The following is a 15,926-nucleotide window of genomic DNA, read 5'->3' on the forward strand; positions in this document are numbered from 1 at the left end:
GATTGGGGTGCCATTGTATGTTGTTAAGGGAGTTACTTGCTCCTTTGCTTGTCAGTCACATTAAGGGTGATGACCAGGTTGTTATCACAGGCATAACGGCTGACTCGCGTAATGTTAAGCCCGGGGACTTATTCATCTGTCTGTCTGGTTTTACTGTAGACGGTCATGAATTTGCAGCCCAAGCGGTGGAAAAGGGAGCAATCGCCATTATAGCTGAGCATGAAATCGAGGTGGACAAAACAGTTGTCATCGTACCAGATTCAAGGCGGGCAATGGCATTCTTAGCGGATCGGTTTTTTGGCTCTCCGTCACAGAAGCTAAAACTGATCGGCGTTACAGGAACCAATGGAAAGACGACGACGACACATTTGATTGATAGAATTTTAACCGACCAACAGAAAAAGACGGGCTTGATTGGAACGATCCACATGCGTATTGGAGATCAAATTGAAAAGGTGAAAAATACGACACCAGATATGATTGATCTACAGTCTAGTTTCCGCCGAATGTTGGATATTCATACGGATTATGCCATTATGGAGGTTTCCTCACACGCTCTTGATATGGGACGTGTACATGGCTGTGATTATCATACAGCGATTTTTACGAACATGACGCAGGATCATTTAGATTATCATAAGACATTTGACAACTATCGTCAGGCAAAATCACTGTTATTTGCTCAATTAGGAAATAGCTATAATCAACAATCGCTCAAAACAGCGATTTTAAATGCAGATGATGAGGTATCGAAGTATTTTGCTCATGTAACACCAGCTCGTGTGCTTACATATGGAATCGATCAGCCAGCGGATGTGAGAGCTGTATCTATCCGTGTTACATCTGCTGGAACTAGCTTTACCGTGCAAAGTTTTGCTGGAGAAGCAACAGTAAATATGAAATTAATGGGCAAGTTTAATGTATATAATGCATTAGCAGCCATTGCAGCTACCCTTGTTGAAGGAGTTCCGCTGGCGGCTATTATTAAAAGCTTAGAGGAGATTCCAGGGGTAGACGGGCGTTTTGAACCTGTGTCGCTTGGACAGGATTATGCTGTAATCGTTGACTATTCCCATACGCCGGACAGCTTAGAAAATGCACTGGTAACAGCTAAGGAATTCGTAACAGGGCAACTCATCTGTGTGGCGGGCTGTGGTGGAAATCGAGATCGTACGAAACGTCCAATTATGGCTCAGATCGCAACGAAGTACGCTGATTATAGCGTCTTAACCTCAGATAACCCTCGTTTTGAGGAGCCAGAAGCCATCTTGGCTGATATGGTAGGTGGTATTCAGAACGTCGATCAGAAACGCTTCACGACAATTGTGAATCGACGTGAAGCCATTTTCCACGCTATTTCGCAGGCAAAGCCGGGGGACTGTGTCCTCATAGCGGGAAAAGGGCATGAAACCTATCAAGAAAGTAAAGGTGAGATCTTTCCGTTTGATGATCGGGAAGTAGCAAAGGAAGCTATCGATGAACAGAAAAGAAAGTAACAACCATGACTACTCATTAGCTACTATGCAAGAAAGGAGGTAGGGGCATGCCATTTGATAATGTCTTATTTATAACAATCATTGCAGCCTTTCTCATTGCTGTTTTAATTGGTCCGCTGTTTATTCCTATGCTTCGCCGATTAAAGTTTGGTCAAAGCATTCGTGAAGAAGGCCCCCAATCTCACCAGAAAAAAGCGGGAACACCTACTATGGGGGGAACCATCATTGCTATGGCTCTCCTATTAACCGTGTTAAAATTTTCGAAGTGGAACACGGAGTTGTTGTTTTTGATTATTGTTACCTTTGGATACGGACTTATTGGTTTTCTTGATGACTTTATTAAAATTAAAAGAAAACATAATTTGGGTTTAACTGCGAAGCAAAAGTTCTTAGGCCAAATCCTGTTAGCCATTGGTGCTTACTATTTGCTATTGCAGATGAACCATCCAACAACGCTGACCATTCCAGGAACATCGTTAGGAATTGATCTGGGACTGTTCTATTTCCCATTCCTTGTTTTTTTACTGGTGGGAAGTACAAACGCCGTTAATCTTACAGATGGCTTGGATGGCTTGCTGGCAGGAACAAGTGCCATTGCCTTTGGAGCCTATGCGATTATTGCTTGGAATGCATCGAATATGGATACGGCTATCTTCAGTGCAGCGGTTGTTGGCTCTGTTCTAGGCTTTCTCGTGTTTAATGCTCATCCGGCACGGGTATTTATGGGTGACACTGGCTCGCTTGCCCTAGGGGGGGCGCTGGCTGGGATAGCGATCATGACCAAAACAGAGTTGCTGCTGGCGATTATCGGAATTGTTTTTGTCATTGAAACACTATCCGTTATTATTCAAGTTATATCTTTTAAAACTCGCGGAAAACGCGTTTTCCGTATGAGTCCCTTACACCATCATTTTGAGCTAACTGGCTGGTCTGAATGGCGTGTGGTGGTAACATTTTGGCTTGTAGGCATTCTATTTGCCGGATTAGGTGTTTATTTAGAGGTGATACGTTAACATGGATATGTATAAAGGGAAGCTCGTTGTTGTATTAGGTCTGGCAAAAAGCGGTGTGGCGGTTGCAAAACTGTTACACCGTTTTGGTGCTATTGTTATCGTAAATGATCAAAAAACGCGTGAGGAAGCTACTGGATATGAAGAGCTAGAAGAGTTGGGGGTACAAGTGATTACGGGCGGACATCCGGATGATCTCATCTCCAAGGATGTAGCTTTAGTGGTGAAAAATCCTGGGATTCCTTATGAATCAAAACCAGTTCAGCAGGCATTAGCCTTGTCGATACCAGTGATTACAGAAGTAGAGCTAGCCTATCGTTTGTCCAAAGCACCATTAATCGGTATTACTGGTTCAAATGGGAAAACGACGACGACTACATTAGTAGGACTTATTTTGCATGCTGCTTCTGTGGATGCTATCGTTGGTGGAAATATTGGCACGGTGTTATGTAGTTTGGCGGAAGAGATGAAGCCGGATCAGTATTTAGTGGCTGAATTAAGTAGCTTTCAATTGATGGGAACCGATACATTCCGTCCTCATATTGCTACGATCTTAAATCTGTATCCAGCCCATCTGGATTATCATCATTCGTTTGAGGAGTATACCAAAGCAAAGTGTAAAATTTTTGCCAATCAGACGGAAGAGGATTATGCAGTTCTGCCATATGATCATGAACCCGTGATGAAGGTTTGCCAAAACATTCGAGCAAAAGTCTTCTATGTAAGTATTAAGCAAGAGGTTCCTTGTGGCGCATTTATCAAGGATGGCATTGTCTACTTTAAAAATGAGGATGGCAAGCTAGACGAGATTATGAAAGCTACGGAAATCTCATTGCCCGGGGAATTTAATCAGGAAAATGCTCTAGCGGCTATCGTGATGAGTAAATTAGCCGGAGCAGACTACGATGCAATGAAGCATGTATTACGCAGTTTTAGCGGTGTTGAACATCGTTTAGAATATGTCGATACGATTGCTGGTGTAAAATATTACAACAATTCAAAAGCTACTAACTCCGAAGCTGCAATTCGTGGGATTGAGGCATTTAAGGAGCCGGTTGTTCTTATTGCTGGTGGACTTGACCGGGGTGTAGATTTTGCTGAGTTAGTTCCACCACTAAAAAACAAAGTAAAAGCAATTATCACTTATGGGCAAACATCTCCCATTTTACAGAAAAGAGCCGAAGAAGCAGGGATTGAACTTCGTTTTGCCGTCGATACTGTTGATAGTGCTGTTAAACAAGCAGCGGCTATCGCGGAAGCGAACGACGTGGTCTTGTTAAGCCCGGCTTGTGCTAGTTGGGATATGTTTCCTTCCTATGAAGTAAGAGGGAGCATGTTTAAGGATAGCGTGCATAAACTTAAAAACAAGCCTATATAAACCTGTCCCTTTGTAAGCTCAGACAAAAATGATAGCAAAGGGACGACGTACGAAAGGATGGCTTGCGATGAGTAAAGTACGTTCTGCCCCTGATTTTGTTATTATTTTTGTCACCCTTTTCCTACTAGGAATCGGGATTGTGATGGTTTATAGTGCCAGTGCCGTATTTGCCCAGCACAAATTCCAAGACCCGTACTTTTTTACCAAGCGGCAGATCATCTTCGCAATATTGGGGATTGTTTCCATGTATGTGATGATGAACATTGACTATTGGGTATGGAAGAAATGGGCCAAGGTTGGATTTTTTATAAGTCTGGCGTTGCTCGTGGTGGTTTTGGTTATTGGTCGAGAGGTTAATGGTTCAAAAAGTTGGCTTGGCTTTGGGTCCTTTGGCATTCAGCCCGGGGAATTTGCTAAATTTGGGGTTGCGGCTTTTTTAGCTAGATGGCTATCGGATAATCAAAAGAATATTATTTACTTTAAAAAAGGATTATTTCCTGCGTTGATAATCCCAGTTGCATGTTTCGGGTTGATTATGTTACAACCTGATTTAGGGACCGGAAGTGTGTTGATGGGGATGGCAATTCTAATGATTTTTGCCTCTGGAGCAAGAATAAGCCATTTTGTCGGGTTAGGGATGATTGGCGTTGTTGGTTTTGTCGGACTAATTCTGTCAGCACCATATCGAATGGCCAGGATCACTTCTTTTCTTGATCCATGGTCGGACCCTTTAGGTTCGGGCTATCAAATCATTCAGTCATTATATGCAATTGGGCCAGGAGGTCTGTTAGGGCTTGGATTGGGAGAGAGCAGGCAAAAGTTTTCCTACTTACCGGAGCCGTATAATGACTTTATTTTCTCCATTATTTCTGAGGAATTAGGCTTTGTTGGTGGGACGTTGGTACTCCTATTATTTTTGTTGCTGTTATGGCGAGGCATGCGAGTCGCGATTACTGCTCCTGATCTGTTTGGGAATTTGCTTGCTCTAGCTATTATAGGCATGATCGGCATCCAAGTAACGATTAATGTAGGCGTTGTAACGGGGATGTTTCCTGTAACGGGTATTACCTTGCCATTTTTAAGCTACGGTGGCTCCTCGTTGACGCTCATGCTAACACAGGTAGGCATCCTGCTAAACATCTCCCGCTTTTCCAGATGACAGATAACATAAAGAGAGATGGGTGATATTATGAGAGTCGTGTTAACAGGGGGAGGAACTGGAGGGCACATCTATCCGGCGCTTGCGGTTGCAAAAGAAATTTTGCGTCATGAACCGCAAGCTGCCTTTTTGTATATTGGTACCCATAAAGGGTTGGAATCCACGATTGTTCCTAAGTTTAACATTCCCTTTCAAGCAGTAGAGATAGCAGGCTTTAAGCGAAAACTCTCTTTTGATAATGTGCGCACAATCCTCAAGTTTATACGTGCGGTATCTGATTCAAAACGGATGCTCAAAGAATTTAAACCGGATGTGGTGATCGGTACAGGAGGTTATGTCTGTGGCCCTGTTGTGTATGCCGCAGCTAAGCTTGGTATTCCGACAATTATTCACGAACAAAATATTGTACCTGGGATTACAAATAAATTTTTATCGCGTTATGTGAAGCAGGTAGCCGTCTCTTTTGAGGAGTCGCTGCCGTTTTTTCCACAGAAAAAAACAAGCTATATTGGTAATCCGCGAGCTACGGAAGTCATACATAGCGATCCTAGTAAAGGGAGAAGCATGCTAGGGCTACCAAGTGATAAAAAGATCGTGCTTGTTGTGGGAGGAAGTCGCGGTGCTAAAGCGATCAATGAGGTGACACTTGCATCACTAGCTCAGTTTCATACGTATTCTGACTGTCACTTTGTCTATGTAACAGGCGCTGTGCATTATGAATCGATAAAGGAACGTATTGATAAAATGACAAACCAACCAAGCAACTTTACGCTGGTTCCATACGTCGATCATATGCCAGATCTGCTTGCAGCAACACATGTCATCATCAATCGAGCTGGAGCTTCTTTTTTAGCAGAGATTACGGCGCTTGGTATTCCGTCCATTCTCATTCCATCTCCGTATGTAACAAATAACCATCAGGAGAAAAATGCACGAGGCCTAGAAAGAGCTGGTGCAACAGCCGTTATCGTCGAAAAAGAGCTAACCTCGGAGAAATTGATGTCTACGCTTCACAGCATGTTGACAGACGAACAAAAGTGGAGCAATATGCAAAAAGCATCACTCTCATTAGGGATGCCGGAAGCTGCAAGTAATCTTTATCAACAGATAGTAAAAGTAGTAAATCGCTAATAATAGGCGTTTGTCACGCTAGATCGGAAATGCGCATAGTATGAGAGCAAACGCGTGATTGAAAAAGTTCCGACCTAGCATTTGTGTCAGGAGGTTCTTATGAAGCATGTAGCAGAAGCATTAGAACAAGCAAATGTTGGAAAGGTATGGGTTGAAGAACCTCTCGCCAAGCATACGACATGGCGAATAGGGGGACCGGCAGACCTGATGATCCAGCCTACAGATAAAGAAGCGCTCATTCGAGCGGTTCAATTTATCCATCAACATGAAATTCCCTGGACTGTTATTGGACGCGGTTCCAACCTTCTAGTGAGGGATGGAGGGATACGTGGAGCCGTGTTTAAGGTGGCTCAGGGTTTAAGTCACTGCGAGTTTCAGGGAGAGACGGTGTGTGTTGGTGCAGGGTACTCTATGGTACGCTTAGCAGTAGAGGCGGGAAAGCAGGGCTTGACTGGATTAGAATTTGCAGGCGGGATTCCTGGATCTGTTGGAGGAGCTGTCTACATGAATGCCGGGGCGCATGGATCTGATCTTTCACGTATTCTAACAAGTGCCGAAATCCTTTTCAACGATGGAGAGACGAAGATAGTGAGCAAGGAAGAGATGCAGTTTAGCTACCGCACATCCCTATTGCAGAAACGCAAGGGTATAGTTATCGAAGCTACTCTTCAATTACAGACAGGTGACCGCAGAGAGATTGCTAAGTCGCTAGCAAAGTTTAAAGATCGTCGGCTCAGTACGCAACCTTTCAACTCGCCTTGTGCGGGGAGCGTGTTCCGTAATCCGCCTGGAGATCATGCAGGACGTCTGATTGAAGCGTCAGGGCTAAAAGGCTTTACCATTGGGGGGGCTCAGATATCAGAGATGCATGCTAACTTCATCGTAAATCGAGGAGGGGCCACGGCGACCGACGTCCTCACCTTAATTGAGTATGCTCATGCTACGGTACAGAAAAACTTTAACGTAGATTTGCATACGGAGGTTTTGGTGATCGGCGAGGGGTAACACGGAGGTGAAAGTTTGGAAGCTTTTGCTATCGAAGGTGGAAAACCTCTGTCCGGAACGCTACGGATTCATGGAGCCAAAAATGCTGCTCTGCCAATTCTAGCTGCGACTGTACTCGCTGAAGGGCAGTTTCATATCTACGATGTACCGCATTTGAAGGACATAGAAGTAATGCTCAAAATTTTGAGCGAAATTGGAGCGAAGGTAAGCCACGAGGATCATATGGTCACGGTTGATACGACGGGTGTCAATCAGACTCAAGTGCCTGAAGATTTAATGGGACAAATGCGTTCTTCCATTTTTCTTATGGGGCCATTGTTAGCCCGGCTAGGGGAGGTAACCATTTCACGCCCAGGAGGCTGTGCCATCGGGGAGAGAAGAATTGACCTTCATCTCTCAGGGCTAGCTGCTTTAGGTGCCCAATACACTGATGCTGAGGGCTATATTACTTTCCGTTCACCAGCGCTCGAAGGTACTAAAATATTCTTAACGTTTCCAAGTGTAGGTGCAACGGAGAATATTATGATGGCTGCTGTTTTGGCAAAAGGTACGACCCGGATTTATAATGCCGCACGCGAGCCCGAAATCATTGATCTGCAAAATTTCCTAAATTCAATGGGAGCAAAAGTCCGCGGAGCAGGAACGGATACCATAGAGATTGACGGTGTTCCAAGGCTGAGAGCCATCAGTTATCGTGTTATTCCGGACCGGATCGTGACGGGCACGCATCTGTTAGCTTTAGGATTGTCAAAAGGGCATATAGAACTGAGTAATACAATTCCAGAGCATTTGACAGCTTTGGTTGAATTGGTACGTGGGAGCGGTGTTGAAATCAAAACATACCATGATATAATGGAGATAAAAAACACTTCTCGTCCACGGGCGATTAATCGCATTATGACGTCTCCCTATCCTGGTTTTCCAACTGATTTGCAAGCGCAGATGATGGTTTTTCTGTCTTTAGCAGATGGAACCAGTCTGATGAAGGAGACAGTGTTCGAAGGCAGATTTAAGCATGTGACTGAATTAGAAAGAATGGGTGCTTCCATCTTTGTTGACCTAGGAACAGCTTTTATCCGTGGTGTGGATAGATTTTATGGGGCTACAGTGGAAGCTACAGACCTGCGTGCAGGAGCTGCACTCGTATTGGCTGGTTTAGCTGCCCAAGGCACTACTATTGTTGAACAAACGCAGCATATAGATCGAGGGTACGAACGTATCGAGAAACAACTGCAACAGTTGGGTGCTTCTATCTCTCGTATAACCATATAAGCATACAAAAGTGGGGGAGCGGCATGGATGTTATGCCGCTTTTCACGCTGTAAATGGATAGGGAATGGCGAACTGTAGGGGGGGAGAATATTTGAATAGGTATAAAGACGACAGAATACCGCTCGTTAAAAATGCTACACCACGTAAGAAAAAAGGAAACCGCCGTTTAATTATGATCCTGGCTATCTTTTTCGTACTAGTCTTAAGTATAGTATTCTTCCGCTCTCCTTACAGTAAGGTAACTGATATTCAAGTTTATGGTAACATCTTATACACGAAGGAGCAGATTATTCAGGCGTCTACTCTTACTAACGGCATGCAGTTTTTAAATGTGTGGGATAGTGATGTGGAAGCAGGTATTTCCACATTAAAGGGCATTAAAGATATCTCGATCTCCCGTGATTTCCCCGGTGTTATTCGGTTAAATATTCAAGAATACCGCCGAACAGCTTTGTATGTAAATGGACAAAAGCAGCCGGGCTATTTATTAGAGGATGGGACGATTTTAACTCCCCCAACCCAAACGCTTATGATGGACAGACCTATCATTCAATCTTGGTCTAGTAAAGATCCAAAAATGTTAAAGCAGTTAGCCGAAGCTCTTATTTCATTACAAGGCGGGGTTCTCCACCAAATCTCTGATCTATCGCTAATACCTACTAAATATGATAGTCAGCAAGTGGTGCTAAATATGCGCGATGGAAATGAAATTCGTAGCACTCTCTCGCAGCTAAAGAAAAAACTGCCCTGGTACCCCTCTATTGTGCAGGAGATTCCCAAGGGGCAAAAAGGAATTGTTAACCTTTTAGATGTGGCGTGGTTTGAGGAATACAGTCATCATGTGACGAACCAACAACAATTACAGCAGCTAACAAATCCTGATGGTAGCTTAATAAATGAGTCAGGGACAGACACGTCTGCTAATGGAGATACACAAAATCGAACGCAGGATCAATCTTCGCAAACAACGGACAACAACGATCCAAATAATCGGAACCAGCAGAATGGACAAAATACAAACAATCGACAAAATGACATTCAGAATAATGGAAATGGTAACCAAAATGAAGGAAGCTCGAATAACTCGGGCCTAAATAATCAGGGCACAGGCAATAGCCAGAATGAGAATCAAAACCAGAACCAAAACCCAAACCCAAACCAGAACCAAAACAATAGCCAAAGTACCAACGCGGCTAATCGGAACCAAAATACCGATTCAACAGAACAACCGACCACATCTTTTGAATAAAAATCGAGGAGTTCAAGCAACTAATAAAGCCAGCTAAGTGTCTAGTAAGTGTCTAGAAGGAAAATGAAAGGTGACAAAAGGCATGCGAGTTAGGAAATTTCATGTTTATCTTACGCTGGTCATGTTTAGTACCGGATTTCTGATGGCTAACTCCATCGAGCTGACCCAGCTACATAAAAAAGTGGTGCAAACAGAAAAAGAATTTCAACAGGAAACCAAGTTGAATGAACGCATTATTGCAGAACGGGAAAAGAATCGGGCACTTGAGCAGCAATATGCAGATACGCAGCGTAAAATATCTCAGGTAGAGACAGCAATGGCCAATCATCAATCAGAAGCGGCAGCTCTTTTAACGGCACTAGACCGCGCGCGTATGCTAGCCGGAACGGTACCAGCGACAGGAGCTGGTGTAATGGTTACCCTTCGAGATAACCCTAGTCCAATTAGCACGAATGTTGTACAAAATATCGTACATGAACAAGACATTTGGAGAGTGGTTAATGAGCTATTTGTTGCTGGAGCAGAGGGGATCAGTGTGAATGACCAACGCCTGGTCACCAGCTCCTCGATTCGTTGCGTTGGACCTACTGTGATTGTAAATGGGGTAAAATCAGCAGCGCCCTTTGTGATTAAAGCAGTGGGAGACCCTGTTACTTTAGAAGGAGCGCTTCATTTACCAGGCGGGGTGATTGATTCTTTTGAAGGGTTTATAAAAATTGAAACAGCGAAGAAAGATTCCATTGAACTACCTGCTTTTGTAGGTGATGTGAAAATGGGAACAAGCTCTTCCTCCTAACAGGTGATACCATGCTGGAAAACCGTAAAATTACGTTTATATTAACCATTATTAGTGCTATCATAGGAATTATGCTAGCAACCCAAATTCAGAGCACAAAACATCCTAAACAAGCGGATGCGAGAAGTGTGATTGAACTTCGTAAAGCTCTACTGAAAGAACAAGAAAAAAGTAAGAACCTTTTAGCCGATATATCTAAACAGGGAGAACTTTTAGCCCAATATGAAGCATCCCTAAGTTCTGTAGAGACAATCGGTGTTATGAAAGAAGAATTAAACCGAACCAAAAAATTAGCAGGTCTTGATGTTGTAGAAGGAAAAGGTATTATCATTCGCATTGAAAACATGGAGCTGCCACCTGGCAATCAGTGGGAAGGAGACGCTCCACACGAATCAGCATCGAACCTGATGCTTGATGTTGACTTACGCTGGCTGACCAATGAGCTTTTAGCAAATGGAGCTACTGTGATTGCTATTAATAATAATCGACTTATTTCTAATAGTTCAATCCGAAATGTAAGCGAAGAAATCCAAGTGGATACAAAAACGATCCGCTTGCCTTATGAAATTAAGGCACTTGGAGATCCAGAAACCTTACTGAGCAGCATGAAGCTTGAAGGTGTTGAAAGCACGTTTCAATCGATGAATAAAATTGTAAAAATGGAAGCACAGGATCATCTAATTATCCCGCCGTTCACAGGGAACAAGCAGATGCGGTTCATGAAACCGGTGAAGTCAAAAGGAGATTCATAATAATGTGGTTGCCGATTGTAGGTTTGATTGCAGGAGTAATAGCGGGATTTTATCTAAACATCAATGTACCTCAAGAATATAGCAGCTATGTATCAATTGCATTGTTAGCTGGTTTGGATACGATTTTTGGTGGCATTCGGTCTTATTTGGAGCGAGTGTTTAATGTTCGGGTCTTTTTATCTGGGTTCTTTTTCAATACGCTGTTTGCCGCTGGACTAGCTTTTTTAGGAGCTTTTCTTGGTATTGATCTATACATGGCAGCGATTGTTGCATTTGGGGTACGTTTATTTAATAATCTGGCTATCATTCGTCGCATTCTGCTGGCGAAATGGTTAAATAAGCGTGATGTGTAAATAAATAAGCATCGGGTTCAACCAAATTATAACTTGGTTACAATTACCATTGTGATTTTTAAAAAAGATTGTAAGAAAAAAAAGGGAATGGGTATCCTGTGTGGAATAAAATATGCAGATGTCATCACTTATTTAAAGTACAAGTTGAACTAGGGGAGGTGTCACTGGTTTGGTAAACAGTCAAAATGATCTTATTGTCAGCATCGATATTGGTACCTCTAAAGTACGCGTTATGATTGGGGAAGTAAATAACGGTAATATCAATATTATTGGTGTAGGCCAATCCCATTCAGAAGGCATTAGCAGAGGAACTATTGTAGATATCGACCAAACCGTGCATGCAATCCGAGAAGCAGTCGATCATGCTGAACGTATGGTAGGGGTAACAATTGAAGACGTTTATGTCGGAATCTCTGGCACCCATATAGAGCTATTCGAAACGCAGGGCGTGGTAGCCGTTTCCAGTGAAGACCGCGAGATTCGTGAAGAGGATATTGATCGTGTCGTTCAAGCTGCAAAGGTTGTCGCACTTCCGCCAGATCGTGAAATTATCGATGTCGTACCGACGGAATTTGTTGTTGATGGGTTAGGAAAGATAAAAGATCCTCGGGGAATGATCGGTGTTCGTCTTGAGATGGAGGGGACTATTGTCACCGGATCCAAAACAGTGATCCACAATGTTGTACGATGTGCACAACGAGCTGATTTGCAAGTTGCGGGTATCTTTTTGCAACCATTGGCTGCAAGCTCGGTCGCATTGACTAAGGACGATAAGAATCTAGGTGTTGTTCTAGTTGATATTGGCGCGGGCTCGACCACCATCGCAATCTTTGAACAGGGTCAATTAGTAGCTACTTCCACCCTCGCAATCGGTGGAGACCATATCACCAATGATATTGCTCTCGGTTTACGCACACATACAGAAGTGGCAGAAAAAATGAAACGAAAACATGGATGTGCTCTGATTGATGAAGCATCCGATGAAGAAAAATTCAAGGTAACGCGTATCGGCAGCGAAGTGGAAAAACAATTCACTCAAGTCGATCTTGCCAATATTATCGAACCACGTGCCGCAGAGATTTTCAATTTGATTGAAGACGAAGTGTATCGTCTTGGGTTCCATGATGAAATCGCTGGTGGATATGTTTTAACCGGTGGAACGGTTTGCATGCCGGGGATGTTGGAGCTTGCCAATGAAGAGCTGGCAGCACCTGTCCGCATTGCTATACCGGATTATATTGGTGTGCGTGACCCGGGATATACCATCGGTGTGGGCCTCATTCAATATGCCTCGATGCTGACGAATTATACGGCCAAGAAGCCTGCCCCTGCAAAAGCGGCAAGCCGTCCGGCACCTTCAGCACCGAAACGGGATTCTCAAGGGAATTTCATTGAAAAGATGAAGAATTGGTTTAGCGAATTCATTTAAACAAACCAACCGAACAGATAAAGAAGTTCAATAAAATTCGCCCCGTCGTCCTACAACAACGGGTTTTTAACAAAATTGAGAAAAGCGTGTATGAATGAATGAGGAGGAACTTTCAAGATGCTCGAATTTGACTTGGATATGGAACAATTAGCGCAAATCAAGGTTATTGGTTGTGGCGGCGGTGGCAGCAATGCTGTAAACCGAATGATTGCAGGCGGAGTAAAAGGTGTTGAATTCATTACGGTGAATACTGATGCCCAGGCGCTACACCTGTCTAACGCTGATATCAAGCTACAAATCGGGGAGAAGCTGACACGTGGTCTTGGTGCAGGTGCGAACCCTGATGTAGGTAAGAAGGCAGCAGAGGAAAGCCGCGAATTAGTTGAGAATGCACTGCGCGGGTCTGATATGGTATTTGTTACTGCAGGAATGGGTGGAGGTACCGGTACTGGTGCAGCCCCTGTGATTGCTGAAATTGCTAAAGAATTAGGTGCTTTAACAGTTGGGGTAGTAACAAGACCGTTCTCCTTTGAAGGACGCAAACGCTCTTTGCAAGCTGAAGCGGGTATTGCTGCTTTAAAAGAAAAAGTAGATACACTCATTGTTATTCCAAATGATCGTCTACTTGAAATCGTTGATAAAAATACGCCTATGCTAGAAGCTTTCCGAACAGCTGATAATGTACTAAGTCAAGGTGTACAGGGTATCTCTGATTTGATTGCAACCCCTGGTTTGATTAACCTTGACTTTGCTGATGTCAAAACCATCATGACCGAGCGTGGATCGGCTCTTATGGGTATTGGTGTCGCTAGTGGAGAAAATCGTGCAGCAGAGGCCGCACGTAAAGCAATCTCCAGTCCATTACTAGAAACATCTATTGATGGAGCTCGTGGTGTACTTATGAACATTACGGGTGGTACTAGCTTGAGCTTGTATGAGGTAAATGAAGCAGCCGATATTGTTTCCTCTGCAGCGGACCCAGAAGTAAACATGATTTTCGGTGCGGTTATTAACGAAGATCTAAAAAATGAAATCCTTGTAACAGTAATCGCAACTGGTTTTGCTGATAACCAACGCCATGTTGCAGCGGCAACCCGCCGCCCGCAGGCTGAGCTACAACAACAAGCTACTCGTAGCGCAGCACCGCAACAACCATCCGTTCCTTCACGTTCTCGTGAAATGGAAGAAGACAAGTCTATTAATCTAAGCAACTTGGATAATCTAGACATCCCGGCATTCTTGCGTAATCGTCGTCGTAAGAAATAATCAATCGGATAAAATAGTGTAGAGGAAGAATAAAGCTTCATCTACAACTAACAAACATAGAAAAACCTTGTTTTCTGTAAAGAGAGCAAGGTTTTTTGTTATTTTATTTATAGCATATTAAATTAAAAAACTTTATTTTTGAAAAATGTTAATGAAGGCTGCTTCAGAAAAGGGAGCAGCTTTCATATGTAGTTGAATTGTCATTTTCATTTCCATCGAAATGTAGATGGGTCATAAAAGAGTTGGAAATAAGTGGTTTTTTCATGTTTTAGTTGAGAAATCTTCCAGATGAAAGTGCTAGCTAAAAGATGTGTACCCGGTCCTAGGTAACCTATCAAAAAATCATTAGTTGTTTCCTTTTCATCCTTTCCAACTCTACTTTAAGAAATGAGTTTACTAGAATCTGCTGAGGGCTTTCTTTTTTATAAGCAAGGGCGATTGTTTTTAGGTCAGAATTCTATTGATCGGTAACCCAGCCTATTGTCAAGGAAAACAGGATTACCTCGCCTTGTTTTTTCAACAAAAAAAGGGAAAAAATACGGTCAAGTTTTGACAGACTTTACATATACATTGAGATATACTGTTTTTGCCAGACGGAGGTGAAGACAGTACATGGTCGTCTATCTGGATATCATTCTACTCCTGAATTTTGTAATTGATGCCTTATTATTATGGTTTACCGCTTTTTTTCGAAAAGAACGGATTATTTGGTGGAGATTGTTGCTTGCATCAGCAGTAGGAAGCTGTTATGTGGCCTTTTACTTTTTTCCAGCTTTTTCAGGAATATATGCGTGGTTTACAAAGCTACTTTTCTCTCTATTTATTTTATGGATTGCATTTGGTTTTAAGCGACTTACACACTTTCTACATCATCTGGCTATTTTTTATTTTGTTTCCTTTGTTTTTGGAGGAGGCGTATATGCCCTTACTCTATTGACTACGAGTCAACATGAAATCATCCAAGGCATCCTGGTGACTCATAACGATAGTTTTGGAGTAGGAACTAAGCCAACATTACTGATCGTGTGTCTAGGGATTGTACTGGTATTTCTGCTAAGCAGGAAAAGCTATCAGTCAATTCAGGAGCCACGAAAAATAGAAGCATTTTTAGTGGAGGTAGAGGTGAAAATCTCCAGTCAAGTAATTATATGCCGGGGATTGGTTGATACGGGCAACCAATTACATGAACCCATAACGCGTATCCCAGTCATGGTTATGGAGTCTCGATTATTTGAACAAGTTTTGCCATTACCTATTTTAGAAGTAGCAAGAGAGGAGGGGGATAAACTTCCGAGACTGGAGAAAACACTGGATGAACTTCCGCTACAGTGGCAAGGGAAACTACGCCTCGTACCGTTTCGGAGTGTGTCTAGGGGAATGGATTTCATGGTAGCCATTCGGCCGGAGCAGGTGACAGTAATACACAATGGGCTGCGCCTCGCTTCAGAACGTGTATTAATTGGATTAAACCCCATTGCATTATCAGCAGACGGCAGATATGAATCGATTGTGCATCCCGCATTAATTCAACGCCAAGAAATAAATGAAGTCACCCATGATATTGAACCAGTTCAACCAGCTAACAAGATAAAAGGAATTCATACATCATCATTAGAACAGGAGGGCTAGC

At 43.0% G+C, this 15,926-nt stretch carries 14 protein-coding genes; all 14 read left to right on the plus strand.

All coding sequences use genetic code 11. The features are described 5' to 3' along the window. Positions 1 to 17: 17 nt before the first annotated feature. The gene (locus O0550_RS03260) at positions 18 to 1,496 is read left to right on the plus strand and encodes a UDP-N-acetylmuramoyl-L-alanyl-D-glutamate--2,6-diaminopimelate ligase (protein ID WP_003342649.1); all 1,479 of its coding nucleotides are present in this window, start codon (positions 18 to 20) and stop codon (positions 1,494 to 1,496) included. 47 nt (positions 1,497 to 1,543) lie between these two features. Beyond that, complete coding sequence (gene mraY, locus O0550_RS03265) at positions 1,544 to 2,509, plus strand: phospho-N-acetylmuramoyl-pentapeptide-transferase (protein ID WP_003336690.1); 966 nt, start codon at positions 1,544 to 1,546, stop codon at positions 2,507 to 2,509. Position 2,510: 1 nt separating this feature from the next. Further along, entirely contained in the window at positions 2,511 to 3,884 is a 1,374-nt protein-coding gene (gene murD, locus O0550_RS03270) for a UDP-N-acetylmuramoyl-L-alanine--D-glutamate ligase (RefSeq protein WP_163245443.1), read from the plus strand. Between the two features lie 67 nt (positions 3,885 to 3,951). Continuing rightward, entirely contained in the window at positions 3,952 to 5,043 is a 1,092-nt protein-coding gene (gene spoVE, locus O0550_RS03275; protein WP_003342651.1) for a stage V sporulation protein E, read from the plus strand. Positions 5,044 to 5,073: 30 nt separating this feature from the next. Further along, entirely contained in the window at positions 5,074 to 6,174 is a 1,101-nt protein-coding gene (gene murG / locus O0550_RS03280) for an undecaprenyldiphospho-muramoylpentapeptide beta-N-acetylglucosaminyltransferase (protein ID WP_101668755.1), read from the plus strand. A gap of 99 nt (positions 6,175 to 6,273) precedes the next feature. Continuing rightward, a complete protein-coding gene (gene murB, locus O0550_RS03285; RefSeq protein ID WP_258425622.1) occupies positions 6,274 to 7,179 on the plus strand; it encodes a UDP-N-acetylmuramate dehydrogenase in 906 nt (301 codons plus the stop codon). A gap of 15 nt (positions 7,180 to 7,194) precedes the next feature. Further along, the gene (gene murA, locus O0550_RS03290; RefSeq protein WP_003336695.1) at positions 7,195 to 8,451 is read left to right on the plus strand and encodes a UDP-N-acetylglucosamine 1-carboxyvinyltransferase; all 1,257 of its coding nucleotides are present in this window, start codon (positions 7,195 to 7,197) and stop codon (positions 8,449 to 8,451) included. Between the two features lie 91 nt (positions 8,452 to 8,542). Then, entirely contained in the window at positions 8,543 to 9,700 is a 1,158-nt protein-coding gene (locus tag O0550_RS03295; protein ID WP_258425623.1) for a cell division protein FtsQ/DivIB, read from the plus strand. A gap of 82 nt (positions 9,701 to 9,782) precedes the next feature. Continuing rightward, positions 9,783 to 10,496, plus strand: a complete 714-nt coding sequence (locus O0550_RS03300; RefSeq protein ID WP_003336697.1) for a DUF881 domain-containing protein — start codon at positions 9,783 to 9,785, stop codon at positions 10,494 to 10,496. Between the two features lie 11 nt (positions 10,497 to 10,507). Then, positions 10,508 to 11,248, plus strand: coding sequence for a DUF881 domain-containing protein (locus tag O0550_RS03305; RefSeq protein WP_003336698.1), 741 nt, complete (start codon positions 10,508 to 10,510; stop codon positions 11,246 to 11,248). Between the two features lie 2 nt (positions 11,249 to 11,250). Continuing rightward, positions 11,251 to 11,601, plus strand: coding sequence for a small basic family protein (locus O0550_RS03310; protein ID WP_003336699.1), 351 nt, complete (start codon positions 11,251 to 11,253; stop codon positions 11,599 to 11,601). 169 nt (positions 11,602 to 11,770) lie between these two features. After that, on the plus strand, positions 11,771 to 13,030 hold the full coding sequence (ftsA, locus tag O0550_RS03315) for a cell division protein FtsA (protein WP_003336700.1): 1,260 nt from the start codon (positions 11,771 to 11,773) through the stop codon (positions 13,028 to 13,030). 117 nt (positions 13,031 to 13,147) lie between these two features. After that, on the plus strand, positions 13,148 to 14,296 hold the full coding sequence (gene ftsZ / locus O0550_RS03320; protein WP_003336701.1) for a cell division protein FtsZ: 1,149 nt from the start codon (positions 13,148 to 13,150) through the stop codon (positions 14,294 to 14,296). A 612-nt stretch (positions 14,297 to 14,908) separates the two neighbouring features. Beyond that, a complete protein-coding gene (gene spoIIGA, locus O0550_RS03325) occupies positions 14,909 to 15,925 on the plus strand; it encodes a sigma-E processing peptidase SpoIIGA (RefSeq protein WP_003336702.1) in 1,017 nt (338 codons plus the stop codon). Position 15,926: the final 1 nt, after the last annotated feature.

Origin of the sequence: Brevibacillus halotolerans (assembly GCF_026891775.1) — a bacterium.
Taxonomy (GTDB): Bacteria; Bacillota; Bacilli; order Brevibacillales; family Brevibacillaceae; genus Brevibacillus_B; species Brevibacillus_B halotolerans.